This is a genomic window from Shinella sp. HY16 (assembly GCF_028534175.1).
GTDB lineage: Bacteria > Pseudomonadota > Alphaproteobacteria > Rhizobiales > Rhizobiaceae > Shinella.
Window position 1 is genome coordinate 140064 of the sequence record NZ_JAHYXL010000005.1, and the last position, 26305, is coordinate 166368.

The 26305-nt window shown below is 64.7% G+C and carries 22 protein-coding genes; 11 read left to right on the forward strand and 11 right to left on the reverse strand.

Annotated features, from left to right (window positions below; translation table 11 throughout):
* Positions 1–66: 66 nt before the first annotated feature.
* The 4 genes from K0P03_RS31100 to ehuR all read right to left on the reverse strand — a co-directional run bounded on the left by K0P03_RS31100 (position 67) and on the right by ehuR (position 4731).
* Entirely contained in the window at positions 67–1260 is a 1194-nt protein-coding gene (locus K0P03_RS31100; RefSeq protein WP_272791653.1) for a M20 metallopeptidase family protein, read from the reverse strand.
* Positions 1247–2425: a M24 family metallopeptidase gene (locus tag K0P03_RS31105; RefSeq protein WP_272791654.1), complete on the reverse strand. Its 1179-nt coding sequence runs from the start codon at positions 2423–2425 to the stop codon at positions 1247–1249. The genes K0P03_RS31100 and K0P03_RS31105 overlap by 14 nt, the downstream gene beginning before the upstream one ends.
* A 32-nt stretch (positions 2426–2457) precedes the next feature.
* The gene (locus tag K0P03_RS31110; protein ID WP_272791655.1) at positions 2458–3210 is read right to left on the reverse strand and encodes an aspartate/glutamate racemase family protein; all 753 of its coding nucleotides are present in this window, start codon (positions 3208–3210) and stop codon (positions 2458–2460) included.
* Between the two features lie 138 nt (positions 3211–3348).
* Positions 3349–4731, reverse strand: a complete 1383-nt coding sequence (gene ehuR, locus K0P03_RS31115) for a MocR-like ectoine utilization transcription factor EhuR (RefSeq protein WP_272791656.1) — start codon at positions 4729–4731, stop codon at positions 3349–3351.
* A 160-nt stretch (positions 4732–4891) separates the two neighbouring features.
* Between ehuR and K0P03_RS31120 the strand changes: the two genes are divergently transcribed.
* Complete coding sequence (locus tag K0P03_RS31120) at positions 4892–5041, forward strand: hypothetical protein (RefSeq protein ID WP_165909408.1); 150 nt, start codon at positions 4892–4894, stop codon at positions 5039–5041.
* A 170-nt stretch (positions 5042–5211) separates the two neighbouring features.
* Here K0P03_RS31120 and K0P03_RS31125 read toward each other — a convergent pair whose 3' ends face one another.
* Positions 5212–7311, reverse strand: coding sequence for a methyl-accepting chemotaxis protein (locus K0P03_RS31125; protein WP_037406889.1), 2100 nt, complete (start codon positions 7309–7311; stop codon positions 5212–5214).
* Between the two features lie 227 nt (positions 7312–7538).
* On the reverse strand, positions 7539–8168 hold the full coding sequence (locus tag K0P03_RS31130) for a TetR/AcrR family transcriptional regulator (RefSeq protein ID WP_050745305.1): 630 nt from the start codon (positions 8166–8168) through the stop codon (positions 7539–7541).
* A 144-nt stretch (positions 8169–8312) separates the two neighbouring features.
* On the opposite strand from K0P03_RS31130, the gene K0P03_RS31135 reads away from it, so the two are divergent.
* The 3 genes from K0P03_RS31135 (at position 8313) to K0P03_RS31145 (ending at position 12082) form a co-directional block, all read left to right on the forward strand.
* Complete coding sequence (locus tag K0P03_RS31135) at positions 8313–10349, forward strand: NADH:flavin oxidoreductase (RefSeq protein ID WP_272791657.1); 2037 nt, start codon at positions 8313–8315, stop codon at positions 10347–10349.
* A 483-nt stretch (positions 10350–10832) separates the two neighbouring features.
* Entirely contained in the window at positions 10833–11000 is a 168-nt protein-coding gene (locus K0P03_RS31140; RefSeq protein ID WP_023516623.1) for a hypothetical protein, read from the forward strand.
* 185 nt (positions 11001–11185) lie between these two features.
* A complete protein-coding gene (locus K0P03_RS31145) occupies positions 11186–12082 on the forward strand; it encodes an alpha/beta hydrolase (protein WP_272791658.1) in 897 nt (298 codons plus the stop codon).
* 88 nt (positions 12083–12170) lie between these two features.
* On the opposite strand, the gene K0P03_RS31150 is transcribed toward K0P03_RS31145, so the two are convergent.
* The 4 genes from K0P03_RS31150 to phnD are packed head-to-tail and all read right to left on the reverse strand — an operon-like array spanning position 12171 to position 17294.
* Complete coding sequence (locus tag K0P03_RS31150) at positions 12171–13310, reverse strand: ABC transporter substrate-binding protein (RefSeq protein ID WP_272791659.1); 1140 nt, start codon at positions 13308–13310, stop codon at positions 12171–12173.
* A gap of 34 nt (positions 13311–13344) precedes the next feature.
* On the reverse strand, positions 13345–14445 hold the full coding sequence (locus tag K0P03_RS31155; protein ID WP_272791660.1) for an ABC transporter ATP-binding protein: 1101 nt from the start codon (positions 14443–14445) through the stop codon (positions 13345–13347).
* The gene (locus tag K0P03_RS31160; RefSeq protein ID WP_272791661.1) at positions 14445–16289 is read right to left on the reverse strand and encodes an ABC transporter permease; all 1845 of its coding nucleotides are present in this window, start codon (positions 16287–16289) and stop codon (positions 14445–14447) included. Before K0P03_RS31160 ends, K0P03_RS31155 begins: the two co-directional genes overlap by 1 nt.
* 42 nt (positions 16290–16331) lie before the next feature.
* Entirely contained in the window at positions 16332–17294 is a 963-nt protein-coding gene (gene phnD, locus K0P03_RS31165) for a phosphate/phosphite/phosphonate ABC transporter substrate-binding protein (protein WP_272791662.1), read from the reverse strand.
* Between the two features lie 99 nt (positions 17295–17393).
* On the opposite strand from phnD, the gene K0P03_RS31170 reads away from it, so the two are divergent.
* From K0P03_RS31170 to K0P03_RS31185, 4 genes are all read left to right on the forward strand, one after another.
* Positions 17394–18074, forward strand: coding sequence for a response regulator transcription factor (locus K0P03_RS31170; protein WP_272791663.1), 681 nt, complete (start codon positions 17394–17396; stop codon positions 18072–18074).
* Complete coding sequence (locus K0P03_RS31175) at positions 18074–19462, forward strand: sensor histidine kinase (protein ID WP_272791664.1); 1389 nt, start codon at positions 18074–18076, stop codon at positions 19460–19462. Before K0P03_RS31170 ends, K0P03_RS31175 begins: the two co-directional genes overlap by 1 nt.
* On the forward strand, positions 19459–20463 hold the full coding sequence (locus tag K0P03_RS31180) for an ABC transporter substrate-binding protein (protein ID WP_272791665.1): 1005 nt from the start codon (positions 19459–19461) through the stop codon (positions 20461–20463). The genes K0P03_RS31175 and K0P03_RS31180 overlap by 4 nt, the downstream gene beginning before the upstream one ends.
* Before the next feature lie 75 nt (positions 20464–20538).
* Positions 20539–21048: an NUDIX hydrolase gene (locus K0P03_RS31185; RefSeq protein ID WP_037407534.1), complete on the forward strand. Its 510-nt coding sequence runs from the start codon at positions 20539–20541 to the stop codon at positions 21046–21048.
* Between the two features lie 24 nt (positions 21049–21072).
* Here K0P03_RS31185 and K0P03_RS31190 read toward each other — a convergent pair whose 3' ends face one another.
* The gene (locus tag K0P03_RS31190; protein ID WP_023513912.1) at positions 21073–21948 is read right to left on the reverse strand and encodes a LysR substrate-binding domain-containing protein; all 876 of its coding nucleotides are present in this window, start codon (positions 21946–21948) and stop codon (positions 21073–21075) included.
* Positions 21949–22062: 114 nt separating this feature from the next.
* Here K0P03_RS31190 and K0P03_RS31195 point away from each other — a divergent pair, with 114 nt between their 5' ends.
* The 3 genes from K0P03_RS31195 to phnA all read left to right on the forward strand — a co-directional run bounded on the left by K0P03_RS31195 (position 22063) and on the right by phnA (position 26301).
* Positions 22063–23715, forward strand: coding sequence for a Na/Pi cotransporter family protein (locus K0P03_RS31195; protein WP_272791666.1), 1653 nt, complete (start codon positions 22063–22065; stop codon positions 23713–23715).
* 103 nt (positions 23716–23818) lie between these two features.
* The gene (locus tag K0P03_RS31200; RefSeq protein WP_023513910.1) at positions 23819–25021 is read left to right on the forward strand and encodes a 2-aminoethylphosphonate--pyruvate transaminase; all 1203 of its coding nucleotides are present in this window, start codon (positions 23819–23821) and stop codon (positions 25019–25021) included.
* A gap of 17 nt (positions 25022–25038) precedes the next feature.
* On the forward strand, positions 25039–26301 hold the full coding sequence (gene phnA / locus K0P03_RS31205) for a phosphonoacetate hydrolase (protein ID WP_023513909.1): 1263 nt from the start codon (positions 25039–25041) through the stop codon (positions 26299–26301).
* Positions 26302–26305 lie beyond the last annotated feature (4 nt).

Sequence of the window (26305 nt, forward strand, 5' to 3'; positions counted from 1 at the left end):
CGCGCAAACGGCACGCCGCCCTTGGCGCGGCAAGACTGACCGGACGACAGGCCTGCGTCTTCCTTATTACATCGTCTTGAGGAAGGTTTCGGCTGTGGCGCAGAGCACCGCGGCACCCTGTGGCAGGGCGGCCTCGTCGATGCGGAACTGCGGGTGGTGAAGGGGGTATATGGCACCGGCCTGCTCGTTGCGAATGCCGAGGCGGAAATAGACCGACGGGCATTTCTCGCTGTAGAAGGCGAAGTCGTCGGCGGCGGTCCATCCGGGCGCTGACAGCACGTTGTCCGCTCCGACGATCGCCCTGCCGGCCTGGCGGACGATCTCGACCATTTCCGGTGCGTTGACGACTGGCGGCTCACCCCGTTGCAGATCGACCGTGACGGTTGCGCCATGCGCCGCCGCCACCCCTTCAAGGATCTGCCGCAGCCGGCGCCAGGCCTTTTGCCGGGTTTCCTCGTGGCCGCTGCGGATGGTGCCCCTCAGTCGGGCCTCGGCAGCGATCACGTTGTAGGCGCCGCCGCCCTCGATGCCGGTGACGGAAATCACCAGGGGATCGTAGGGATCGATTTCCCGCGCGACGATCTTCTGCAACTCCGTCACCATCGTGCAGGCGACGGCGATGGCATCGATGCCGTCGGAGGGCCTTGCGGCATGTGCGGAGTTTCCGGTCACGACGATGTCGAAAATATCGCAGGCGAGCGTATAGGGACCGGCGCCGACCGCGATCCTGCCGGTCGGCGTATAGGGATCGACATGGATGCCGATCGCTGCGTCGACATCGTCGAGAAGACCCTCCGCGACGACCCGCCGTCCACCGAGCGGTTCCGCCTCCTCGGCGGGCTGGAAGATCAGCCGCACGGTGCCGCTGAAGGATTGTCTGCGCCTGTCCAGCAGGACGGCGGCGGCATAGCCCATGGCTGCGTGCGCGTCATGGCCACAGGCATGCATCACGCCCGGCTTTTCGGAGGTGAACGGCTCGCCCGACATTTCCTTGATCGGCAGCGCATCGATATCGGCGCGGATGACGACCTTGCGGTTCGAGGGGCCAGCGGTGCCCACGATATCGACGGCCAGTCCGAAGCCGGCGACCGGCCGGACCGGGCCGAGGCCCACCTCTTCCAGCGCGTGCTTCAAATAGGCCTGCGTCTCGCGCTCCGCATTGGAAAGCTCGGGATTGCGGTGGAGATGGCGCCGGATTTCGATCATCCGGCGCGCGAGGGCCGCGTCCACTGCCGCCGTGTCGGGTTCAGGCCTTGACATGAATGTCCCGGGGGAAGTTGGTCAGCGTCTCGCAGCCGGTTTCGGTGACGAGGATCGTCTCGCTGACCTCGATGCCCCAGCCGTCCATCCACATGCCGAGGATGGAGTGCAGCACGTTGCCCGGCTTCAGAATGGTCGTGTCACCCGGGCGCAGGCTGATCGTGTGCTCGCCCCAATCCGGCGGATAGGCGACGCCGATCGAGTATCCGATGCGCGATTCCTTCTTGAGGCCGTGGCGCTCGATCACCTTGCGCCAGCTCGCTTCCACCGCCTCGGCCGTCACGCCTGGTCCGATGCTGGCAAGAACGGCTTCCATGCCCTCGAGAACCGCCTTGCTCGTGTCGTTCACCTTGACCGGCATTTTGCCGAGCTGGAGGGTTCGTGCAAGGCCGGCCGTATAGCGGCGCACGACACCGGCAAGTTCCAGCGCGACGGTCTCGTTCTCTCCGAAACGCCGGTCGCTCCACATGACATGGGGCGCGGAGGCGTTTTCGCCGGCGAGAATGGTCGGGGGCAGGGCGGTGATGTCGCCGGCAAAGTCCGGCGCGCCCGCAACCTGCGCCGCCTGAATTTTGGCGATGGCATCGCATTCGCGCACGCCGGGCGCAATGGTGTCATAGGCAGCGCGCACCGCGGCCTCGGCAAGGCGCGAGGCCTTGCGCAGATAATCGACCTCGGCCGGTGACTTGACGCTGCGGATCCAGTTCACCAGCAGGTCGGCATCGTGGAAGGTGGCGTTCGGCAGGCCTGCTGTGAGGCGGGCATGGGCCTTTGGCGAATAGTAATAGGCTTCCAGCTCGATGCCGATATTGCCGCGGCCCCAGCCCTTCCGACTGATCCAGGCAGCGATCCAGTCCATCGGGTGACGGTCGGCCCGCTGGACATGGTCCTCAGGGAAGCCGACGATGTTTTCCTGTTTCATCCAGGCCGTCAGCAGGCCGCCGGCGGCATCCATGGCGCGGCCGATCCAGACGGGTTCCTCGTCGGCGAGCGGTACCAGCACGACCTGGGGCGTATAGAAGGACCAGCCGTCATAACCGGTGATGTAGTGCTGGTTGGCGACATCGTTGACGACGAGGAGATCGAGATTGCGTTGCGCCATCTCCGCGCGGATGGCCTGGAGCCGGGCTCTGTATTCGGAAAGGGCGAAGGGAAGTTCGATCATGAGGAGGCATCCTGATTGGCGGAACTGGAGTGTCAGGCGGTCGCGAGCAGGCGGCTTGCGGCCCTGGGGTCGGGCGCGACACCGCATTGTCGCAGGCCGGCCCAGGCGGCCGCCAGATTGCTGGTGACGACCGGCAGGCCGGTTTGCCGTTCGATCTCGGGGGCGCATTGTGCCGCCCGCAGCGCCGTGCAGGCGATGAAAAGAGCTTCGGTACCGGCCGCGGCGATGTGTGCCGCCAGCCGGATGATCTCGGCCTGCGGCAGGCGGGCCATGTCGCGGTCGTCCTCCATGCCGAGGCAGGCGAGGCGATCGACGCCAAAGCCGTTCGCCTCGAAATAGGCCTGCATGGGTTCGGCCGTCTGGCGGATGTAAGGTGTCAGGATGCTGATGCGTCGTGCTTTCAGGGCGCGTAGCGCCAGGACGGCGGCGCCGGCCGGCGTGATGACCGTGGCGCCCGGCTTGCCCTCGCGGATGGCGGCTGTGACAGCCTCCTCGCCGATGATGACCGAGGCCGAGGTGCAGCCGTAGACGATGGCGTCGAGCTCTTCGTCCGGCAAAAGCAGGGTGGCGGCAGCAGAAAGGTGGGGATGCATCGCGCGGAGGTTTTCCGGCGTCGTGGGGTTCGCATAGCCGACGCGCGTTACATGAACGGCGATGCCGTCGCTGGCGACGAGGCGCCGGAAATCCGCTTCCACCGTATGGTCCGTGGCAAGCGCGATCAGGCCGATGCGTCGGGCCGTGGCACGGGCCTCCAAGGTTGATTGATGCTGGATCTCCTCGATCATGCACGCTCCGCCATAGTCTTGTGCAGGGCATTCAGCCGTGGGAGGAAATGCATGTCAATCTGGGAAAAAGACACATGTCAATTTCCTGCGTGTGTCGTGCAAAATCGCCTGGCTGTTTTGCGACCGTATTGCGGGGCTTCAGAGTGCCAGAACGCTCCGGTCGGGTGCGGCGCGCAGCAACGAGGCGAGGATGTCGAGGCCCGCGCGCAACTCGTCCGCTTCGGTTGCGCCGACCGATACCCGGACGGCGCCTGCCGGGTTGCCGGACAGGGAGAACGGCGTGCTCGGTGCGACGGCCACGCCTCGGGTGCGCGCCTGGGAAACGAAGGCGAGCTCGTCGTGCTCCGGCGGAAGCGGCAGCCAGAAATGGAGCCCTTCCGGATGCGCACGGTAGGCGGCGCCTTCCAGCGCCGTGGAGACGATGCGGTGCCGTTGGCCGAGGGCTTCGCGCTGCCAGTCCACCAGTGCTTGCATCGTACCATCGCCCAGCCACAGTGTGGCGATCTCGGCCATGACGGGCGTCGTCATCCAGTTTGCCATCAGATGCCGATTGGCGATCGTGGCGGCGAGATGATCCGGCGCGGCGACATAGCCGATGCGCAGGCCGGGGAGGGCGACCTTTGTGAAGCCCGTGATGTAAACCGTCCGTTCGGGCGCCAGCGCCGCGATCGGGCGCGGGCGACGGGAGAGGAGCGGGCCGAACACGTCGTTTTCGATGATCGTGACGTCGTGTCTGCGGGCCGTTTCGACGACGGCGTGGCGCCGGCCTTCCGGCATCAGCGAAGCCGTCGGGTTGGCGAGATTGGGCTGGAGGGTGACCGCGCGCACCTCGTCCCGCAGGCAGGCCTCTTCCAGCGCTTCGGGCACCATGCCGTCGGCGTCCGCGGCGATCGGGCGGACCCGGATGCCGAGATAGTCCGCGAGCGGCCGGATCACGTGATAGCAGATCTCTTCCGCGGCAAGGATCGCGCCAGGCCCTGCGGCCGAAAGGAGGGCGACGGCGAAAGCCGAAGAGGCGCCGTTCGTCACGAGCAGGTTGCGCGGCGTGGTTTCGACGCCGAGCGTGGAGAGCCATCGGGCGGCCGCCTCGTTGTGCCGCGGGAAGATGGTGTTGGGCCGGAAGGATAAAGCCGCCGCAGGCGAGAGGCTGTCGCCGATCAGGTGCAGGGCGTCTTTCATCTGCTTGAGGTGAAAGGGGGTGCAGATGGGTGTGACGATCGAAAGGTCGATCTCGTTTGCCAGCCGCTCCGCAATGTAGGGCGAGGGGGGTGCGACGCCGCCTGCCTTGACATAGGTGCCGCGACCGACCTCGCCCGAAACCAGCCCGCGCCGGGCAAGCACGTCATAGGCCTTGCTCACCGTCTGGATCGAAATCTTCAGGTCGTAGGCGAGATCCCGGTGCGCCGGCAGCTTGTCGTCCTTGACAAGCTTGCCGCTTTTGATTGCCGCCGTAAACTGGTCCGCGAGGGAGATATAGACGGGCCGTCGCAGCTGGCCGGGATCGGGGTGCCATTTTGTCATGCATTCTTGTCGTCCAAAAGCATGGCAATTTCAATCGGCATCGACATCTGCCTCGCCCAAGCGAGGGGGCACGAATGCTCCTTCTGCTGCGGTGTTAAATTGTCACGTCGCGCGCCGTTTTAAAGTGGTATATAGTTTGCCACATTAAAAGGAGAGGTGCATGAACAAGGAAGAAACCCGCAAGCCCCTGGTGTTTTCCGGCGAGCATGTCAGCGGACGGGACGCCGATGGCAGCAGCCTGATGCCGATGCTTGTCGTGGGGCTGGTCCTGATCGCGATCGGCTATGCAGGCGTGATGGTTTTCGTTTAGCCGAGACAAGGGGCATGCGGTCTGCCGCCGCCACGCGCGCGCACCGCTGCGGGTACTGCTTTGTCGCGGACGCGGTTACCCACGCTTCATTGGATGGGTCTTGACCGGACAAGAAAGACCCCCTGCAGCGGCTGCAGGGGGCTAGGATCGTGGATCGGTATGACGCCCCGTCAGGCGGCGTAGGCCTGTCGGCTTGCCTGCGGCGCGTTCCGTGCCCTGTCGAGGCGGAACTGGGCGAGCAGCGCGGAGAGTGCTGCTGCCTCGCCGGCAAGGCCGTGGCTGGCGGCGGTCTGTTCCTCCACCATGGCGGCATTCTGCTGCGTGCCCTGGTCCATCGTGTTGACGGCAGTGTTGATCTCCTGCAGGCCCGTCGACTGCTCGCGGGCGGCAAGCACGATGGCGTTCACATGGCCGTTGATCTCCTGCACCTCGCGCACGATGGCTTCCAGCGCGGCGCCCGTCTCGTCGACGAGGGAAACGCCGGAGCGGACCTGCTCACCGGAGGCGGTGATCAGCGCCTTGATCTCCTTGGCCGCGTTGGCCGAGCGCTGGGCAAGCTCGCGCACCTCCTGTGCGACGACGGCAAAGCCCTTGCCCGCCTCGCCTGCCCGGGCCGCTTCGACGCCGGCATTGAGCGCGAGAAGGTTGGTCTGGAAGGCGATGTCGTCGATGACGCCGATGATGTTGGAGATCTCGTGCGAGGATTTTTCGATGCCCTGCATGGCCGAGACGGCGCGGCGGACGACGTCGCCAGACTTTTCCGCGCCCTGGCGGGTGCGCGAGACGAGCGAGCCGACTTCTTCCGCGCGGCGGGTGGAATCCTTCACCGTCGTGGTGATCTCTTCCAGCGCGGCGGCGGTTTCCTCCACGGAGGCGGCCTGCTGTTCGGTCCGCCGGGCAAGCGCGTCGGCGGAGCCGCGGATCTCGTTGGCACCGCCGTCGATCGCCAGAGCCTTCTCGCCGACCGTCGACATGGCCTGGTGCAGACGGGTGACGGAGTTGTTGAAGTCGATGCGCAGGCGGTCGAGGTCGCCGGCGAAGGGCGTGTCGATGCGGGAAACGAGGTCACCGTCGGCAAGACGGCCCAGCGCGTCGGCGACCGTCTGGACGGCCTGGGCGACGGTCTCTGCTTCCTGTGCCTTGATCGCGTCGCGCTCGCGGCGTTCCTGTTCGCTCAGCGCCTGGTTCTCTTCCGCTGCACGCGCAAGGCGCCCGCGTTCGATGATGTTTTCGCGGAAGACGGTGACGGCGGCGGCCATCTGGCCGATCTCGTCGGTGCGTCCGGCGTCCGGGATGGTCTCGGAAACGTCGCCGCGCGCCAGCTTGCTCATCATGCCGGTCATGCGCACCACCGGCCGCACGACGAGGCTCGACAGAAGAAGGGCAAGGACGCCGATCATGGCGAGAACGCCGACGGCAGTGGCGATGGTGGCGGCGATGCGGAATTCGGAAATGCCGGCATAGGCCATGTCGCGGTCGACGATCAGGCAGAGATACCAGCTGTCGAGCACCGGCAGGCCGGTGACCTGCACGAAGCGTACGAGGACGCGCTTGCCGTCGAGTTCGGTTTCCGTCAGCCCGGCCGCCTCGATGGACGGGGTCTCCTGCGGGAACACCTCGGTCAGCGGCTTGGCGACGAGATCGCCGTTGGGATGCACGAGGACCGTGCCGGACTTGTTGACGAGGAAGGCGGAACCCATGCCGCCAAGATCAACCTCGCCGATCATGCCGAGCAGTCCCTGCAGGGGAAAGTCGGTGCCGGCGATGCCGAGCAGCTTGCCGTCGCGCTTGACCGGAGCGGTGGCGCTGATCACGAGCTTCTGCGAGGCGGAATCGACATAGGGATCGGTCAGCACCGGTGCGTCGAGCCTGACGGTGTCCTTGTACCAGCCACGCTTGCGCGGGTCATACCCCTTCGGCATCGTCGCGGCGGGAATGCGCGTCATGGTGCCGTCCTCGCCGCCGAAATAGACGAGGGCGAATTCGCGGCTGAGCAGCGCGTTGTCAAAACCCTTGAGGATGTCCTCGGTATTCTCCGCCCGGGTGACGCCGGCGCCGGCGAGCTCGGTCAGCATGACGCGGGCATTCAGCCAGTTGGCGATACCGGTAGCCGCCAGCTCGCCGGCGGATTCGATTTCGGCCGCTGCTTCCCTGGAGAGGGTGTTTCGCTGAAGGCTGTCGATATAGACCGAAAAGCCGCAGAAGGCCGCAATGACGGCGAGCGAGGCGGCCAAAAGAATTTTGGTCATGAGATTGAAACGTGTGCTCAAGGAAACCCCCCAGTATTCCATTGCCGAACGGCACGCGTCTTGCGCGCATGGGCTCGGCACAGCAAATGTCAGGAAAAAACGCGCCTTCATGGCAGCCGGCGCGAGAACCGCGCTCGTGATCGGTAAAATTGAACGGAGTTCGTTAACACTCACCTAAGGCGGCGGCATTTGCCCGGATTGAAAGTGAAATAGGCCGGGTCCGCCATGCTCGCGGAATTTTCCTGCCCTCAGTCCGGCTTGTAGCCATGCCGGGCGAAGAAGCGGTCGAGTTCCCGTTTCTGCGGGGTTTCTCCGGTGTAGATCGCGATGTAGTCGGGAATGCGCTTCATCCGCAGCGCGGTGTCCTCGGTGGACTGCATCGAGATGTATCCGATCTGGACGAGATAGGTCGTCCGCGCGCGAACATCCGCCGGGCCCTCGTCATAGCCGAACCGCACGAACATACGGCCGATCGCCTCTATCCTTGTCTGGTCTGCTGCCTGCACCTCAGCCAGGATGTCAGGCGATTGCAGCGCCCAGCTGCGCACCGCGAACTCGAACTGGGAATCGAACAGGTCCTTGTTCAGCCAGCAGTCGAAGACATTGAGCATCGCTTCGGCGAGCGTTTCCGCATAGGCCTCGGACTGCTTGACGAGATTGCCCGTGTTCTTCTCCCGCCAGCGCGCGATCAATGCGCTCAGCAGCTCCTCCCGATCCTTGAAGAACCAGTAGAAGCTGGTGCGGGACAGATTGAGCCGCTTGGCGAGCGGCAGGATCTTGACCGATTCCACGCCGGATTCGAGCAGGCAGTCATAGGCGGCTTCCAGCCACCCTTCAGGGGAGCCACGCCAGCCGTTGTCGCTCGTCGCCTGTTCCATGCCGACCATCTAGCGAATCCCATATGTCACGACAAGCAGAATGTGCATTCATGTTCTCTATATAGACTATTGTGTCACTGATATTGACACTAGTGTACATTTTCTCTTAGCGTTCGCAAAAGATCCCAGTCCGGAGCCCGTGGCATGTCGAACGACCCTCTGCTTCAGCCCTATCAGTTGAAGCATCTGACCCTGCGCAACCGCATCATCGTCACGTCGCACGAGCCGGCCTATCCGGAGGACGGCATGCCCAAGGGCCGTTATCGGGCCTATACGGTGGAGCGGGCGCGCGGTGGCGTGGCGCTGACCATGACGGCCGGCTCGGCTGCCGTCTCGAAGGACAGTCCACCGGTTTTCAACAACCTGCTCGCCTACAAGGACGAGATCGTACCGTGGATCCGGGAAATGACCGATGCCGTGCACGAGGCCGGCGCTGCGATCATGATCCAGCTCACCCATCTCGGTCGCCGCACACGCTGGGACAAGGGCGACTGGCTGCCCGTCCTCGCCCCCTCCCACCAGCGTGAGGCGGCGCACCGTGCCTTCCCGAAAAAGCTGGAAGACTGGGACATCGCGCGCATCATCAAGGACTTCGCCGATGCAGCCGAGCGCATGAAGGCGGGCGGCATGGACGGCGTCGAGCTGGAAGCCTATGGCCATCTCATCGACCAGTTCACATCGCCACTGACCAATGAGCTCGACGGCCCCTATGGTGGTTCGCTCGACAACCGCCTGCGTTTCTGTTTCGACGTGTTCAAGGCGATGCGTGAAAGAGTCGGGGAGGATTTCATTCTCGGCGTGCGCTACACGGCCGACGAATGTCTTCCCGGCGGGACCGGAAAGGCCGAGGGCCTTGAAATCTCCCGCTGTCTCAAGGAAAGCGGTCTCATCGACTATCTGAACGTCATCCGTGGCCATATCGATACCGATCCGGGCCTGACAGACGTCATCCCGATCCAGGGCATGGCAAGCGCGCCGCATCTGGATTTCGCCGGTGATATCCGCGCCGCAACCAGGTTTCCGACCTTCCATGCGGCAAAAATCCAGGATGTTGCGACGGCGCGGCATGCGATCGCCGCCGGCAAGGTCGATATGATCGGCATGACCCGCGCACACATGACCGACCCGCATATCGTGCGCAAGATCATCGAAAAGCGCGAGGACGACATCCGCCCTTGCGTCGGCGCGAACTACTGTCTCGATCGCATCTACCAGGGCGGCCTTGCCTTCTGTATCCACAACGCGGCAACCGGCCGCGAGGAGACGATGCCGCATGTGATCCCGAAGGCGGATGTGCGCAGGAAGGTTGTGATCGCCGGAGCCGGCCCGGCCGGCCTCGAATCGGCAAGGGTCTGCGCCGAACGCGGCCACGAGGTGGTGGTGTTCGAGGCGGCGAGCGATCCGGGCGGCCAGATCCGCCTGACGGCACAGAGCGAACGCCGGCGCGAAATGATGAGCATCATCGACTGGCGTATGAGCCAGTGCGAAAAACATGGCGTCACCTTCCGTTTCAACAGCTGGGCCGAGGCGGACACGATCCTTGCCGAAAAACCCGATGTCGTGATCGTCGCGACGGGCGGCCTTCCGCATACGGATGTCCTTTCGAAGGGCAACGAGCTGGTGGTCTCCTCCTGGGACATCATTTCGGGCGATGTGAAACCGGGCACCAACGTCCTTGTCTACGACGATGCCGGCGACCATGCCGGGCTGCAGGCGGCCGAACTCATCGCCAAGGCGGGTGGCAAGGTGGAGATCATGACCCCGGATCGCGCTTTCGCGCCGGAGGTCATGGCGATGAACCTCGTCCCCTATATGCGCGCATTGCAAAAGCTCGACACGACCTTCACCGTCACCTACCGGCTGGAAGCGGCGGAAAGGAGCGGCAACCAGCTCATCGCCCATGTCGGCAGCGATTATGGCGGCGTCGCCCGGGAGCGCGTGGTCGATCAGATCGTGGTCAACCACGGCACCATTCCGCTGGACGAACTCTATTTCGAGCTGAAGCCCGGCTCGCGGAACCTCGGCGAGGTCTCCTATGACGCGCTGCTTACCGGCACGCCGCAGACCATCGCGCGCAATGCGGACGGCGCCTATCAACTCTTCCGGATCGGCGATGCGGTCGCCGCCCGCAACACGCATGCGGCGATCTATGATGCACTGCGTCTTGCCAAGGATATCTGAGACCACCCTTGTGCCTGCCGGCGCCTTGCGAACGCGTCCGGCGCGCCGCTCCGGCGGAAGATCGCTTTGCGTTCCGGCCCGGCAGGGCAAACCGGTTGACATCGCGCTTTGCCGGTGTCTTCTTCCTGTCCGTGATGCCGAAGCAGTAGAGCTGCGGGTACCGCCATCGTCTGCATTTCCTGGAAGAGCAGACGAAGCAGAAGAGTTTGGAACCGTTGAATGCCGGCAGTCATCGTCGTCAATCGTATGATGGAATTCTTTTCCAGCCTGGCCCTCGGCTAGCGGCGAGCGCTGTTCTGTATCCCTTGGCGGGATGAATACATCAAAAGTCGGAATCTGTTCGTTGGGAAAGTGCCGGTGTCGTCGCCTGTCGCATTGGCCGCAGCCAGTTCCGACTTTTCGCTCCGTGTCCTCGTCTGGTGCTCTGTCGCCGCTGCGAGGCGACTTGAACACTTGATCTGAAATCACCGAAAAGGAGGGGACATGAAACGCATCGATCTCCTGGCGCGTCTCAAGGCTGTCGAAGGCAATGATCTCTACAGAGGCAAGCGGATCGGCTCCCTCAGCGCTTACATGAGCGATGAGCAGCTTGATAAGCACATCCGCGATATCGAGGACCGGATGCATGCGAACCGGCCGCGGCCGGAGTGACCGCCCGTCGTGCAGCCTCGATAAACACAGGGTGATCGGGTGGCGATGTCGCCCGATTGCCGCGCTTGCGAGGCGCCTTACGGCATGTCTGCCGGGTGACGAATCATATAACAGGGGAATTCCAGTCAACTTTTATGCGGCAACGGCAGCATTTCGCATCGCCCTTTCGGCTGCCCGGAGAGACCATGTCCCACTCATCGTCCGACGTTACAGGATCGCCCGTCACGCTTGCCGGTGCGACATTCACGGATATGAAACTCGGCTCGGGCGACCAGCCGCACCGGATCTTCCTCTACCGTCCGCCAAGACCGGCTCCGCCTGAAGGCTGGCCGGTGCTCTACATGACGGACGGCAATGCCTGCTTTGCGACGGCCGTCGATGCGCAGAAGGTGCAGATGTCCTATCCGAGCGGCACGAACGTCTGCGACGGTGTGATCGTGGCGATCGGCTACCCCACCGACGATGCTTACGATCCATTCCGCCGTTCCTGGGATCTCAGCCCGCCGCCCGGCCGGACCTATCCGCCGTTCTTTCCCGATACGCCTGACGTCAAGACCGGTGGTGGCGACGGCTTTCTCTCCGCGATCGAGGACGAGGTGAAGCCCTGGGTCGAGCGGCAGGTGCCGATCGACCGGTCTCGCCAGGCGCTTTTCGGTCATTCCTTCGGGGGGCTGTTCGTGCTCCATGCGCTCTTTACCAGGCCGCATGCGTATCGGCGCTGGATCGCGGCAAGCCCGGCGATCTACTGGGAGGATGCGGCCATTCTGGCGACGGAGCAGGCGTTTCTGGAGCGTTCCCATGTGCCCCCGGGCATCGAACTGCATCTTTCGGCCGGGCAGTATGAAAGCGAGACGTGCATCGCCCCCTTCCACAAGGGCCGGCCCGACGAGGTGCAGAGACAGGCCCGTGCTCTTGAAACCAGAACGGTGGAACTGGCCCGGACGATGGTAGAGCGTTGGGAGGCGTCCGCGAGCCTTGCGGGTGTTGCCCGTTTCGAGGAATATGCCGGCGAGAACCATATGTCCGTTCTGCCTGTTGCCCTGAACCGTGCCGTCCAGATCGCCTTCCGGCAGGAGACGTAGCTCCGGCTTGGAGAGCGCTCGTTGGATGTGATGCGCGGTCGGCAGCCGGGCGGAAGAACCCCGCGCGCCGAAGCGCGCGGGGCAAAGATCAACGGGAGTGCTGCAGCCAGAAGTCCTGCCAGTCCTGCAGCTTGGCAAAATCGTCCTGGCTCGTTTCGGAGTGGTTGACGTAGAGCTTGTCGACATGGTTCGCGATGCCGGAGACTTCGCTCTCCGGCATCTTGGCGTCCGTATTCGTCGAGATCTTGCCGTCGCCGAGCTGCGGGGCCATGCCTTCCTCGGTCATCATGAAGCGGGCGAAGAGCTTTGCTGTGTTCGGGCTCTTCGTGCCGGCGGCGATGACGGCGACGCGCGGCGTCAGCTGGCCGATCCACGGCTTCATCTCCTTGCAGATGCCCATGCCGTAGCCGTCCTTCTTGGCGTCGCGGAAGATCGCGACGGAGAGGAAGCCGATCGGTGGCTTTTCCTCCTTCGCGCCGACGATCGGGCCGACATCGGTGTCGCTGCGCGTGACCTTCGGCTGGTTCCTGGCGAGACGCTTGACCCATTCGGCCGTTGCGCTGGCCTCGTCGGTCGTCAGCTCCTCGCCGAACTGAGCCTTGTAGGCCTCGCGCATCGCGGCGTCTTCGTGTGTCGCGAGCTGGTTGAACCAGAACATCGTCTCGTTGCGCAGCAGCGGATCGGGAATGGCGACGCGGCCCTTCCACTCCTCCGTCGTCAGCGCCCAGAGATTGTCGACCGGGCAGGTCTCGCCGTTGACGTCGGTGTTGTAGGCGAAGACCCAGGGATTGTTGCTGGTGATCGCCGGGCTCTGGTATGCGGCCGGGATCTTGTCCTTGAGATCAGGCGCGAGCCAGGAGATGCCGAAGCCTTGCGGCAGGATCTGGCTGGTCACCGACGGCAGGTTGCTCATGTTGAAGACGTCGGTGCGTACGTTGCCGGCGGCCGCTTCCCGGGCGATGATCTGTTCCTGATCCTGGCCGCTCATCTTCACGCCCGTCGCCTTCAGGCCGTACTTCGCCGAGAAATTCTCGGCCATGCTGACAATCTTGCCGGTCGCGTCGATGACCGTGATCGGCTCTTCCTTCTTGGCGGCCTCGATCAGCGCCTCCAGCGAATAGTCGCTGTCGGGAATGCCGATCTGCTTGGCCTCCTGGGCCATGGCGCCCGTCAGGCCCATGGCCAGGACGGATGCGCTCGTGAACAGGCTGATCAATGTCTTAGGCATCATTTCCTCCGTTGCCTTGATGGCGCATGCCCTGTCAGAGGGCGATGCGATTCCTGTCCCGGTCGAAAAGGTGCAGATGCTGCCTTTCGACCCAGAAATGGGTGGTCTCGCCCGCGGCCTTGCGCGGGTTTTCGGTCGCGATGGCGAAGAAGCGGCTGCCATCGACATCGAGCTCGACAATCCAGCTGCCGCCAGTGGGCACGATGTCGACGATGGTTCCCAGGCCGGCGGCGCAGCGCGCGGCCTCCGCCGTGTCGAGGTCGCCAAGGCGCACCGCCTCCGGCCGGATGCCGGCCGAGGCGACCTGGATGCCATCGACTGAGAAATGCGCGAGAAGCCGATCGACCCAGCCATGCAGCGGGCCGGATTGCGCCTCGCCGCGCTCGACGATGTTGATCGGCAGGCTGCCGACGAATTCCGCGACGAAGCGGTTTGCGGGGCGCTCGTAGATGTCGTCGGGCGTGCCGACCTGCTGCAGTTCGCCCTCGCTCATCACGGCGATGGTCGTCGCCAGGGTCATCGCTTCCCACTGGTCATGGGTGACGAAGACGATGGTGGAGCCGGCCTCCGCGTGGATGCGTTTCAGTTCCGCGCGCATTTCCAGCCGCAGCTTGGCGTCGAGGTTGGAAAGCGGTTCGTCGAGCAGGATGACGGACGGGTTCAGCGCCAGCATGCGGGCAAGCGCGACGCGCTGCTGCTGGCCGCCGGAAAGCTCCGCTGGGTAGCGGGAGGCATAGCGGGCGATGCCAAGTTTGGTCATCACCCGGTCGATGGTGGCGTCGCGCTCGGCGGCAGGCGTCTTGCGCAGCTTCAGGCCGAAGGCGACGTTCTCGCGGATCGTCATGTGCGGCCAGAGGGCGTAGTTCTGGAAGACGAGGCCCATATTGCGCTTTTCCGGCACGGTGAAGACGCCGTCGGCAACGGAGACGATCGGTTCGCCGTCGACGAGGATGCGCCCGCCCGTCGGGTGTTCGAGGCCGGCGATCATGCGCAGCGTCGTCGTCTTGCCGCAGCCGGAAGGGCCGAGCAGGCAGAGGAATTCCGACTTGCCGATTTCCATGCTCAGATCGCCGATGGCGGCGGGGCCGCCGCTGCCATAGGTCTTGCGGATATTTTCCAAGGTTATGCTGGACATTACTTGCTTCCCATGCCGTCTGAGAGGTTGGCCCGGCCGATCTTCTGGACGAGCATCGTGCCGGTGAAGGCGACGACGCAGAGCATCAGGACGACCGCATTGGCAGCCTGGCTGTAGCCGTAGTCGACGAGGCGGATTGCGTAGGTGGTGAGCAGGTCCGTGCCGGGAACGGCAAGGACGACGACGAGGCTGAGCCCCTTGATGCCGGAAATGAAGGGCAGGAGGATCGCCGAGACGAGGGCGCCGCGCTGGATCGGCAGCACGATGGAGCGCATGCGGCGCAGCCAGCCGGCGCCGACGATCTGGCCGGCCTCCTCCGGCTCGCGGCCGAGCTGCATCATCGAGGCGATGCCGGCGCGTGAGGCGAAGGGCATCTGGTCCGCGAGGATCGCCAGCACGAGGATGATCGGCGTGCCGTAGAGCGCCGGCAGCGGCGGGCGGGCGACGGCGAACATCGAGAGATAGGCGGCGGCAAAGGCGATGCCCGGCACAAGATAGGGCAGGAAGGTGATTTGCCGCAGCGCGACGGAGACGAAGCGGACGGGCGAGCGCACGACGGCATAGCCGACGAGGAGGCCGAGCACGCCGGCGCCGAGAGCGGCAAGGCCCACCATCCACACCGTGTTCCACAACGCCAGCCAGAATTCGCCCGTCAGGAGAATGCCCTGGCGCAGCGCGGTCGTACCGAGATCGGTGCCGATCCAGTAGTCGAGCGTGAAATTGTCGAGGCTGAAAGCGCCCGGCACCCGCATGACCGTCGTCAGCGCCAGCGCGAGAAGCGGAATGCCGGCGCTGAAGGCGAAGACGGCAAGCGCCCAGAGGAAGGCCGGCGTCCGCCACTTGCCGAGCGGCGTGGCGCGCACCATCGCGCCCTTGGAGCCGATGGTGACAAAGCGCTTTGCTTCCTTCAGCAGGCGCATATCGATGAGGATGGAGAAGACGCCGAGCAGCACGATGACGCCGGCAAGCACGGCGGAAGCACCGGCCTGGCTGGTCGAAATCGCCCGGAACAGGGAGGTCGCGAGCACGTCGAAGCCTACCGGCACGCCGAGCACATAGGCGACACCGAAATCGCCGAGGCACTTGGCGAAGATCAGCGTGGCGGCCGAAATGAGCGAGGGCAGCATCAGCGGCAGGATGATCTTGCGCGCCACGTCGAGCGGGCTGGCACCGAGACTGCGGGCGGAATCCTCCAGCTGCGTATCGAACTGCTTCAGCGCATTGCCGAAGAGGAGGATGACGAAGGGCGCATAGTGCAGGGCGAGGATGACTGCGATCGGCAGGGCGCCGTAAGCCAGCCAATCCGGCGGGGTGACGCCGAAGGTCTCCATCCAGCCGGGAAGCCCGCCCGTCGTGCGATTCTTGAAAAGGGTCAGCCAGGCGAGCGCGAAGGTCCAGGACGGCAGCATGTAGGGGACAAGCAGGGCCGTCGAGAGCCACTTCTTGCCGATGAGGTCGGTGCGAGCGAGCAGCCAGCCGATTGGCCCGCCGACGAGGAAAGCGATGGCGATGGCACCGGCGGAGATGATCGCCGTATTGGCGAGCGGCCACCAGAAGAGATCCTGCGCGATGGGCGAGAGGAGGACGCGGTTGAGGTAGTAGAGCGTGAACGTCCCGAGCTGCTGCCCGGTGCGCGCGGTATCGGCGAAATGCACCGTTACGGCGTCCGCGAGCAGAAGCAGGACGGGCGCGAGGATGAGATAGGCGAAGACAGCGACCAGGGCGAGGCCGAGCAGCAGCGTCGGATCCGCGCTGTTGACGCGGATGAGGTAGGAGAAGCGTCTCCAGGGCGAGGCCGGCTCAGGACGTAAACGGTCCTCCGGCAAAGGGATTTGCAGGGTCATAGGCTCAACTTTGCGTTCGGAACGAAAAGGGTTGGGGGCGTGTCAGTCCGGGAGGGCGCCGACCGCGGCGATGACATCGCGGACCGCCTGCCAGGCCGTGTCGTAGCGGAGCGGCAGGAACCGTTCGTCGCCGTTGAAGGCTGCCGTCATTTCCGGCGGGAAGCGGAAGGCGAAGAAACAGGCCGTCAGCTTCTTCGCCAGCGCTGGATCGAGGTCATGAGCGTGGGCGAAGGACGATGTCGGGAACAGCGGGCTCTGATAGAGGACCCGCAGGGCATGGCGATCCACCGCGCCGCGCTCCTCCAGCCGTTCGAGCACGTCGGAGGCGACGGCCGCCATGTCGTAGTCGCCGGAAAGCACACCCATCACCGACTTGTCGTGCGCGCCGGAGAGGATCGGCTTATAGTCGGTATCGGGTACCAGCCCTTCGACGGGAAAGAGCGCGCGGGGCGCGAGATTGCCGGAGTTCGACGCCGCGGAAACATGGGCGACGCGTTTGCCCTTGAGATCCGCGAGCGTCTGGTAGGGCGAATCCGCTCGCACGATGGCGACCAGATGATAGCCGCGCAACGCCCCGTTCTCGCCTTTGCCGGCGAAGGGAACCGCCCCCGCCTTGTTGACGGCTTCCACCGTCGGGCCGGTGGAGAAGCCCGCGAAATGCAGGCGACCGGCGCGCATCGCGCTGATTTCGGCCGCGCTCGACTGCACGGGGTAATAGACGATCTGGCGATCGAGACAGTGCGACAGGTGCTGTGTGAAAGGCCGGAACAGTTGCGCATAGACCGCCGGATCCTCGATGGGGGCGAAGGCCCAGACGAGCGTATCGGGATTGCGCCACTTGGCCGGATCCGCCGGCAGGTCTGCCACGAGATCGCCATCGGCATCGCAATAGGCCTCGTCCAGACCGGAACTCTGCTGGCACGGTTCGGCGCGGGCCGCCATGCCGCCGCCCGACAGCAGGCCGACCAGCATCATGCAGGTCGCTATGGCGCTGTAGCGTTTCATTTTATCCTCCCGAAGGTTTTTACCGTCTCGCGTTCGGCAAAGCCCTTGCTATAGGATGAGGGAATAATCCAAAGTTCCTGTCAGAGTCCTGTCAGCATCATGCGCATCCTGGTCATCGAAGATTCCATCGACATCGCCGAGGCGATCGACGCGAAACTGTCGCGGGCTGGCCACCATGTCACGCTGGCCGAAGACGGTATCTCCGGCGAGGAGCTTGCCATCCACGGCGAATTCGATGTGGTGGTGCTCGACATCAACCTGCCGGGGCGCAGCGGTTTCGACGTGATGGCGCATATGCGCGGCCGCAACTCCCCGACGCCCGTGCTCGTCATCACCGCCCGCAACCAGCTGGACGACAAGATCAGCCTGCTCGATCTCGGCGCCGACGACTATATCGTCAAGCCGTTCGATCTCGGCGAGCTGGAGGCGCGGCTGCGCGCCGTCACGCGGCGGCACCAGGGCCTTGCCAAGTCGCTTGTCCGGATTGGTACGCTTGAAGTGGACATGTCCGCCCGGGCGGCGCGGGTCGCCGGGCGGCTGCTCGAACTGGGGCGCCGCGAGTTCGAGGTGCTGGAGGTGCTTGCGGCCCACGCCGGCAGTACGGTGAGCAAGGACCGGCTCTACATGAAACTCTTCGGCCATGACGACGTGGGCACGCCCAATGCCGTGGAACTGTTGGTCTCGCGCGTTCGAAAGAAGCTGGAATCGAGCGACGTGGAGATCGTCACGCATCGCGGCGCCGGTTACGTGCTGCGCAGCAAGGCCGGCACGGTGACCTGATGGCACGACTGTCGATCGAGCGCCGGCTGCTGATCACGACTGCCTGCCTCTTCCTGGTCATCGGCAGCGTCCTGGCGCTGACGGTGCGTGCCTATGCGCGGCGGGCCGCCGACGAGGCGTTCGACCGGGTGCTGACGGCCTCGGCCCTCTCGATTGCCGACACGGTCGCCATAGAGGAGGGTGCCGTCGCCGTCGACATTCCCTATTCGGCCTTCGCTATCCTCGGCACGTCCCGTCTCAACCGGGTCTTCTACCGGATCACCGCACCGGATGGCAGCCTGGTGACCGGCTCGCCGACGCTCGGCCTCGACATACCCGCGAACCCGAACGAGACGCTGCACCTGCACGACGCTATCTATCGCGGTGAGCCGGTGCGCATCGCCGCCGTGCAGCGCTACCGCGCCGACACGGTCACCGGAACGGGCGGCTGGATCGGCATCCAGGTGGCCGAGACGCGGGAGGCCCGCCGGGAGCTGGCAGGGCAGCTGACGCTGAACGGCATGCTGCCGGCGGTGGCGATCGCGCTGCTTGCCTGCGGCCTCATCCTCGCCTCGGTGCGCTCGGCCTTCTCGCCGCTGCGCCTCATCGAAAGCAATCTCAGGGCCCGTCGTCCGTCCGATCTCAGCCGCATTGAGACCGAAGTTCCGGCCGAGGTCTCGGCGCTCGTTTCCGCACTCAACGACTTCATGGACCGGCTGGGTTCGGTGCTTGACGGCGTCAAGCGCGTGACGGCGGACGCGGCCCACCAGCTGAGGACCCCGCTTGCAGCCATCCAGGCGCAGGCCGAGGTGGCGCTGGAAGAGGCGGCCGGCGAGCGGGTGAAGCGGCGCCTGACGCGCATCCACCACAATGCGCGCGAGGCGGGCCTCCTGGCCAACCAGCTGCTCTCCGACGCGACGACGCTGCACCGCCTTGAAACGCAGGAGCGGGAGGCTGTCGATGTCGGGCAGTCGGTGCAGGACGCGCTGCAGATGCTTCGGGCGGAGAGTGCCTATGCCGGGCTGATGCAGTCGCTTGCCCTTCACATGGAGGGCAGTGCCCTGCGCGTCATGGCCGAACCCGTGGTGCTGCGGGAAATGGTACGCAATATTGTCGAGAATGCCTTCATCCACGCGCCGGGCCCGACGCTCATGCGGCTCTTCGAGCGGCAGGGGCAGGCCGTGCTGCAGGTCATGGATCGGGGGCCGGGCATACCGGATAGTGCCAAGGGCCGGGTGTTCCAGCGCTTCGTGCGCGCCGATCACCGGTCTGCCGGCTCAGGCCTTGGCCTGGCGATTGCGAAGGACGTGGCGGTTGCCTTTGGCGGCGCGATCGCGGTGGCCGACCGTGAGGGCGGCGGGCTTGTCGTCGAGGTCGTTCTGCCGGTCATTCGGGAAAGGACGGAATGATGCGGCTTTTTCCTGAGGGCCTTCGGTTGCGGAACGTCGGCGCCCTTCTCCTTCTCATGGCCTTGGTGATGCCGGGTTTCGCGCAGGCGCAGGAGCGCACGCTGCGGCTGGTCGGCGTCGTTTCCGAGGCGCGCATGGCGCCGTTGATCGTCTCGCTCTCGGTGAACCTGCCCGGCACGCGGCTCGTCTACAGCCGGCTCTCCTCCGCGCAGATCGCTGCAGCCGCCCGCCGCCCGCAGGATGCGCCGTTCGACATCGCCTTCCTGTCCTCGCCCGATGTCGCCGTTTCCATCGCCAACGAGGGTTATGCCGTGCCCGACGAGGCGGCCGGCGCGATGGCCGGTGTGCAGTGGCGCAACGAGGTCTTTGGCTTCTGGTCCGATCCTGCCGTGATCGTCGTGCGCAAGGCGGCATTCGAGAACCGCGTGCCGCGCACCCGTATCGAACTGGTGCGCTCGCTCGAGCAGAACAGCGGTCGATTTGCCCGCCGCGTCGGCGTCGTCAATGTCGGCATTGACGATATCGGCTATCTGCTCGCCTCGCAGGATTCGATCCGGACCTCGCTCTATTGGCGGCTGATCCGGGCGCTCGGCGGGGCGAAGGCAAGGATCTATGACACGACGGACGATCTCCTGGAGGCGTTGCAGGCTGGTGATCTCGACGTTGCCTATAACGTGCCGCTCTCGGCCCTGCGATCCGGCGGCGACCTGCCTGAGGGCATGGAGGTTCTCGTCCCGCAGGACTACGTGCTCGCCGTTCCGTGGACGGTGCTGATGCCAAAGGGGGCTGCGAACCTGCGCGAGGCCCGCATCCTGCTGCGCATGCTGCTGGCACCGGAGGGTCAGACGGCACTTTCCTCTGCAGGCTTTTCGCTCCCGCAGCAGCCTGCGGGTTTCGAGGGGCTGCAGAAGATCGAGCTTGGGCCGGAGCTTCTGGTCTTCCGGGACATGATCAAGCGCAGCCGGTTTCTTGATGCCTGGTTCCAGATGGTCGTCGGCTGAGGGCGCGCCTTTGACATGGTGGGCAACTCGTCATAGGTTTCGCCCCCATTTTCCGATGCTTTGGCGGCAAGAACCCTGAAAACGACCAAGAAGACCAAGGCGCAGAAGAGCCGCAGGCCCAAGACCCTTCTGCAGAAGCTGGCGGCTACCCCCGAAAAGCTGTTTTCGGGGGCGTTTCGCCAGCAATATGCTGCCCTGTGTTTCCGCATTGCGCCTGAAGGCCCCGGGATCGAAGTCCTCGTGGTAACCTCGCGCGATACCGGCCGCTGGATCATTCCCAAGGGCTGGCCGATGAAGGACAGGAAACCCTATGAGGCGGCCGCGATCGAAGCCTTCCAGGAGGCGGGCATTCGGGGAAAAGTCCACAAGAAACCGGTCGGCAGTTATACCTATCTGAAACTGCTCGACGACGGCGACGTGGCGCCCTGCATCGTCGATGTGTTCCAGATCGAAGCCACCGAGCTTGCCACGAAATTCAAGGAAAAGGGCGAGCGGCGGCTTGCCTGGGTCAGCCCGGACGAGGCGGCGCGTCGCGTGCGCGAAATCGAACTCAAGTCGCTGCTGGTGGAGTTCAAGCCCCGCTGAGGCCACCCTTTCGCGGGACTGGTGTCATCCCGCGGCCGGCGCAAGCTTTCTTGCAATGTCGAAGAAGGCGTTGACCAGTTTGCCGTTGGCACGCTCGCGCAGACAGATAAGGGCCTCGTCCATCAGCATTTCAGGCGCGTCGATGGGTATCGGGACGAGGCGGTTATCCTGCCCGAACTCGGCGGAGGAGACGAAGCCGACCCCGCCGCCCGCCGCCACGATCTCACGGACCGCCTCCCGGCCTTCCGCCTCGATGAGCGGCGTCAGCGACACGCCGCAGACGGCGGCCATCGCCTCCAGCTTCTGGCGGGTCTTGGAGCCGCGCTCGCGCATGACGAGAGGATGCGTCGCCAGTTCCGGGAATGTCACGGTCCTCTGGCCGGCGAGAGGATAGTCGCGGCTGGCAAAGGCGATGATCGGCGTCGAATTGAGCTTCAGGATCTCGAAGTCGCTGGATTGCGGCACCTCGCCGAGCACGCCGATATCCGCCTCATAGGCGTGCAGGCTGGTGATGACCGTCTCGGTGTTGCCGGCGTCGATCGAGACCTGCACGGTCGGATAGGCTCGACGGAAGGCCGCGAGGATGTGCAGGAGATGGTGGGCGGCATCCGCGACGATGCGCAGCTTGCCCGCCCGGAGCGCGCGGGATTCCGACAGCAGGTCGAGCGCCTGCTGTTCCACGTCGAACATGCGCCGCGTGACTTCCAGAAGCTGCTGGCCGGCCTGGGTCAGCGTTACCTGCTTCTTGTTCCGGTTGAAGAGCAGGACGTCGTATTCCTCCTCCAGCTTGCGCACCTGATCGGAAACGGCCGGCTGGGTCAGGAACAGTGCTTCCGCTGCACGCGAAAAGCCGCCGTGGATGGCAACGTTATGAAAGGCACGAAGCTGGACATAGCGCATGCGGCGACCCCAATTGATAGATTGAATCTATGCTTTCATTAATACGAACGATTTGATTTATGTAAAGCCGCGACGGATAGTTTTCGGATTTCCATTCTCTTGCGGAGCACGCCCATGAGTCTGCCGGCCGTCGCCCTCGAACTTGCCGCCGCCACCGTTCTTCTGCTCTACGCCGTCAGCCTGGTGAAGACCGGCGTCGAGGCGGCCTCGGGTGATCTCGTGGCACGCAGTGTCGGTGGAGGCGGCAGCCGGCTGCGGGCGGCGCTTTATGGGTGTCTCGTCGCCATCGGCCTGCAGAGCTCCACGGCGGTCGCCATGCTCGCGGCCGGCTTTGCCATCAGCGGTGCGCTGGCGCTCGATGTCGGGCTCGCGGTGCTGCTCGGGGCGGATCTCGGCTCGGCGCTGGTGGTCAAGATCCTGTCCTTCGACCTTCATTGGCTTGCGCCGCTGCTCATTGCCGCCGGCGGGCTGCTGCATCTGAAGGCGCGCAAGCGCAAGACTGTTGAAGCCGGTCGCGCCGTGCTGGGTATCGGCCTCCTGCTCCTGTCGCTGCAGATGATCGGCCATGCGACGGCGCCACTGGCGCAAAGCCCGCTGCTGCCCTCCGCCATCGCCTTCATCGGCAAGGACGGACTGACAGTGATGATACTTGCCGCGCTCTTCACCTGGGTGCTGCATTCCAGCGTCGCTGCCATTCTTCTCATTCTCACCTTCGCGGCCAGGGGCATCGTGCCGATCGATGTCGGCATACCGCTTGTCCTCGGTGTCAATCTCGGCGGCGGGCTCATTGCGCTCTGGCTGACGCGCGGCCTGCCGGTCGAGGGACGGCGCCTGCCGCTCGGCAACCTGTTCTTCCGCGCGCTGTTCAGCGCGGCGATCTTCACGCTGTTTTCACTGGATGTACCCTTTGCATGGCTGCCAGGCGAGACGGTCGCCGGCAAACTGGTCAACCTGCATGTGCTGTTCAATGCCGCGCTGGTTGCCGTCGGGCTCGTCACCTGTGGCTCGATGGCGCGCCTGGTTCGACTGCTGACGCCAGAGGTGGCGCGGGAGGGCGACTTTACCGCCCATGCCAGCGCGCTGGACCGTGCGCTGATCGACAAGCCGGCGCAGGCTTTGGCGGCTGCCGCGCGCGAGGTGTTGTACATGGGCAACCTCATTACCCGTATGCTGGAGCCGGTGATGACGGTGATCGAGGCACCGACGCCCGAAGCCGTAAAGGCGCTCCGCCGCATCGATGGCGATATCCACCGGGCTCACAGCGAGATCAAGCTCTATATCGCTACGGTCAACCGCGGTGTGCTGACGGAGGAACAGTCTGCTCGCGGCATCGAGCTTACCGAAGCGGCAATCCATCTTGAATATGCCGGTGATGTGGTGGCGAAGAGCCTGTTGCAGATGGCGGAGGAACGGCTTGCCGGAGCGGGTGCCTTCTCGCAGGAGGGCTGGCGCGAGCTGACGCTGCTGCATGCTGCGGTGTTTTCGAATGTCCGGCTTGCGGCCAATCTGCTTGTCTCGCCGGACCCGGTCATTGCCCGTGAGATGGTGCGGCAGAAGGAGCACGTGCGCCGTCTCGTCGAGGAGAGCAGCAAGAGCCATCTGGAGCGGCTGCGCCAGGGCATAGGCGCGAGCATCCAGTCCAGCGACATGCATCTGGAGATCGTGCGTGCGCTGAAGGAGGTCAATTCTCTGGTCACGACCATGGCCTATCCGCGCCTGCGCGAGACGGGAGACCTCCTGGAAAGCCGTCTGATCCCTGCTGCCTGAAAATCATAAATTTAATCGATGGATTGATACAAAAGAACGATTTTACAGATATGTGTTTCCACCGCATTGTCACATCCGGAAAAGCCAAATGCGAGGACGGACCATGCCCAACACCGCTTCTGACAGAACCATCGCACCGCTGGAGACGCCACGGCTCGGCGAGCCCTATCTCCTGACACCCGGCCCGCTGACGACGGCATACGAAGTCAAGGAAGCCATGCTGCGGGACTGGGGCTCCTGGGATGGCGACTTCCGCGCCATGACGGCGGACCTGCGCCGCCAGTTGCTTGAGATCGCCGGCGATACGGCAGGCGAATTCGACTGCGTGCCGATGCAGGGCAGCGGCTCATTCTCGGTGGAGGCGATGCTCGCCAGCTTCGTGCCGAAGGACGGCAAGGTGCTGGTGCTGAGCAACGGCGCCTATGGCAAGCGTATCGCCCAGACGCTGTCCTATCTCGGCCGCGACCATGCCGTCATCGACAAGGGTGACTACATGCCGCCGCGCGGTGTCGAAGTCGCCGCGGCGCTGGATGCCGACCCCGCCATCAGCCATGTCGTCGTCGTTCATTGCGAAACCAGTTCGGGCATCCTCAACCCGCTGAAGGAAATCTCCGACACCGTCTACGCCCGTGGTCGCAAGCTTCTCGTGGATTCCATGAGCGCCTTCGGTGCGGTGCCGGCCAGCCTTTCCGATTTCCGCTACGAGGCGATCGTCTCCTCGGCCAACAAATGCATCGAGGGCGTACCGGGCTTCGGCTTCGTCATCGCCCGCAAGAGCGAACTTGAGGCCGCCAAGGGCCGCAGCCATTCGCTGAGCCTCGATATGCATGCCCAGTGGGACTACATGAACAAGACCGGGCAGTGGCGCTTCACGCCGCCGACCCATGTCGTCGCCGCGTTCCTGGAGGCGTTGCGCATCCACCGCGAAGAAGGCGGGGTTGCCGCCCGCGGCGCGCGCTATGCCCGCAACCGTGACGTCATGGTAGCAGGCATGCGCGAGGCCGGCTTCGAGACGCTGCTCGCCGACCAATGGCTCTCGCCTATTATCGTCACCTTCTTCAGCCCGGCCCACACGGCCTTCGCTTTTGACCGCTTCTATGAACTGATGAAGGAGAAGGGTTTCATCATCTATCCCGGCAAGCTGACGGTGGTCGACAGTTTCCGTGTCGGCTGCATCGGCCGCATGGACGAGCATGTCATGCGCCGTGTGGTGGACGCCGCCCGCACGTCCCTTGCCGAAATGGGCGTCGACAGCGCCGCCCCGCCGGCCATCGCCCTTGAAGAACGCAGCCGCCTGGCGGCCTAACGAGAATGGAATCCCCGATGAACCAGATGTCCAAGATCACCGTCACCGCCAACCGCCGCACCTATCCCTGGCCGAATGTCCCGGCCATCGCCATCTGCCTCGACGGCTGCGAGCCGGCCTATCTCGACGAGGCCATCAAGGCCGGGCTGATGCCGACGCTCAAGCGCATCCGCAAGACAGGTACGGAGCGCACCGCGCTCAGCGTCATCCCGAGCTTCACCAACCCGAACAATCTCTCCATCGCCACCGGCCGCCCGCCGGCGATCCACGGTATCTGCGGCAACTATCTCTATGAGCCCGCGACCGGCAAAGAGGTGATGATGAACGACCCGCGGTTCCTGCGCGCGCCGACCGTCTTCAAGGCTTTTTATGATGCCGGCGCCAAGGTCGCCGTGGTGACGGCGAAGGACAAGCTGCGCGCACTGCTCGGCCATGGCCTGAAGTTCGACGAGGGCCGCGCCGTCTGCTTCTCTTCGGAAAAGTCCGACACGTCTACCAAGGCGGAACACGGCATCGACAACGCCTCGGCCTGGCTTGGCCTGCCGGTGCCGGAGGTCTATTCCGCCGACCTCTCGGAATTCGTCTTCGCCGCGGGCGTGAAGCTCCTCAAGGAGTTCCGCCCCGACGTCATGTACCTGACCACGACCGACTACGTGCAGCACAAATATGCGCCGGGCGTGCCGGAGGCCAATTCCTTCTACGAGATGTTCGACAAGTACCTGACCGAACTCGACGCGCTCGGCGCGGCGATCGTCGTCACGGCCGACCATGGCATGAAGCCGAAGCACAAGACGGACGGCACACCCGACGTCGTCTATGTGCAGGACCTGCTCGACGAATGGCTCGGCAAGGATGCCGCCCGCGTCATCCTGCCGATCACCGACCCCTATGTCGTGCACCACGGCGCGCTCGGCTCCTTCGCCACCGCCTATCTGCCTGAAATGGCCGACAAGGAGGAGATCATCGAGCGGCTGAAGGCGATCGAGGGCATCGACGTGGTGCTGTCGCGGCCGGAAGCCTGCGTGCGCTTCGAGCTGCCGGACGACCGCATCGGCGACATCGTGCTCGTTTCCTCGGAGAACAAGACGCTGGGCACCAGCGAGCACCGGCACGATCTTGCCGCGCTCAACGAACCGCTGCGCTCGCATGGCGGCCTCACGGAACAGGAAGTACCCTTCATCGCCAACCGCACCCTGCCGGAACTCTCTTCCGCCGGCACGCTGCGCAATTTCGACGCCTTCTACTACGCGCTCGTCGCCGCCGCGCAGCCGGCGCATTGAGGAG

What these genes read in the sequence shown, in the direction of transcription:
- K0P03_RS31100 (WP_272791653.1), bottom strand. Translation starts at nt 1,260, where the DNA reads ATGTCAAGGCCTGAACCCGACACGGCGGCAGTGGACGCGGCCCTCGCG.
- K0P03_RS31105 (WP_272791654.1), bottom strand. Translation starts at nt 2,425, where the DNA reads ATGATCGAACTTCCCTTCGCCCTTTCCGAATACAGAGCCCGGCTCCAG.
- K0P03_RS31110 (WP_272791655.1), bottom strand. Translation starts at nt 3,210, where the DNA reads ATGATCGAGGAGATCCAGCATCAATCAACCTTGGAGGCCCGTGCCACG.
- ehuR (WP_272791656.1), bottom strand. Translation starts at nt 4,731, where the DNA reads ATGACAAAATGGCACCCCGATCCCGGCCAGCTGCGACGGCCCGTCTAT.
- K0P03_RS31120 (WP_165909408.1), top strand. Translation starts at nt 4,892, where the DNA reads ATGAACAAGGAAGAAACCCGCAAGCCCCTGGTGTTTTCCGGCGAGCAT.
- K0P03_RS31130 (WP_050745305.1), bottom strand. Translation starts at nt 8,168, where the DNA reads ATGGAACAGGCGACGAGCGACAACGGCTGGCGTGGCTCCCCTGAAGGG.
- K0P03_RS31135 (WP_272791657.1), top strand. Translation starts at nt 8,313, where the DNA reads ATGTCGAACGACCCTCTGCTTCAGCCCTATCAGTTGAAGCATCTGACC.
- K0P03_RS31140 (WP_023516623.1), top strand. Translation starts at nt 10,833, where the DNA reads ATGAAACGCATCGATCTCCTGGCGCGTCTCAAGGCTGTCGAAGGCAAT.
- K0P03_RS31145 (WP_272791658.1), top strand. Translation starts at nt 11,186, where the DNA reads ATGTCCCACTCATCGTCCGACGTTACAGGATCGCCCGTCACGCTTGCC.
- K0P03_RS31150 (WP_272791659.1), bottom strand. Translation starts at nt 13,310, where the DNA reads ATGCCTAAGACATTGATCAGCCTGTTCACGAGCGCATCCGTCCTGGCC.
- K0P03_RS31155 (WP_272791660.1), bottom strand. Translation starts at nt 14,445, where the DNA reads ATGTCCAGCATAACCTTGGAAAATATCCGCAAGACCTATGGCAGCGGC.
- K0P03_RS31160 (WP_272791661.1), bottom strand. Translation starts at nt 16,289, where the DNA reads ATGACCCTGCAAATCCCTTTGCCGGAGGACCGTTTACGTCCTGAGCCG.
- phnD (WP_272791662.1), bottom strand. Translation starts at nt 17,294, where the DNA reads ATGAAACGCTACAGCGCCATAGCGACCTGCATGATGCTGGTCGGCCTG.
- K0P03_RS31170 (WP_272791663.1), top strand. Translation starts at nt 17,394, where the DNA reads ATGCGCATCCTGGTCATCGAAGATTCCATCGACATCGCCGAGGCGATC.
- K0P03_RS31175 (WP_272791664.1), top strand. Translation starts at nt 18,074, where the DNA reads ATGGCACGACTGTCGATCGAGCGCCGGCTGCTGATCACGACTGCCTGC.
- K0P03_RS31180 (WP_272791665.1), top strand. Translation starts at nt 19,459, where the DNA reads ATGATGCGGCTTTTTCCTGAGGGCCTTCGGTTGCGGAACGTCGGCGCC.
- K0P03_RS31190 (WP_023513912.1), bottom strand. Translation starts at nt 21,948, where the DNA reads ATGCGCTATGTCCAGCTTCGTGCCTTTCATAACGTTGCCATCCACGGC.
- K0P03_RS31195 (WP_272791666.1), top strand. Translation starts at nt 22,063, where the DNA reads ATGAGTCTGCCGGCCGTCGCCCTCGAACTTGCCGCCGCCACCGTTCTT.
- K0P03_RS31200 (WP_023513910.1), top strand. Translation starts at nt 23,819, where the DNA reads ATGCCCAACACCGCTTCTGACAGAACCATCGCACCGCTGGAGACGCCA.
- phnA (WP_023513909.1), top strand. Translation starts at nt 25,039, where the DNA reads ATGAACCAGATGTCCAAGATCACCGTCACCGCCAACCGCCGCACCTAT.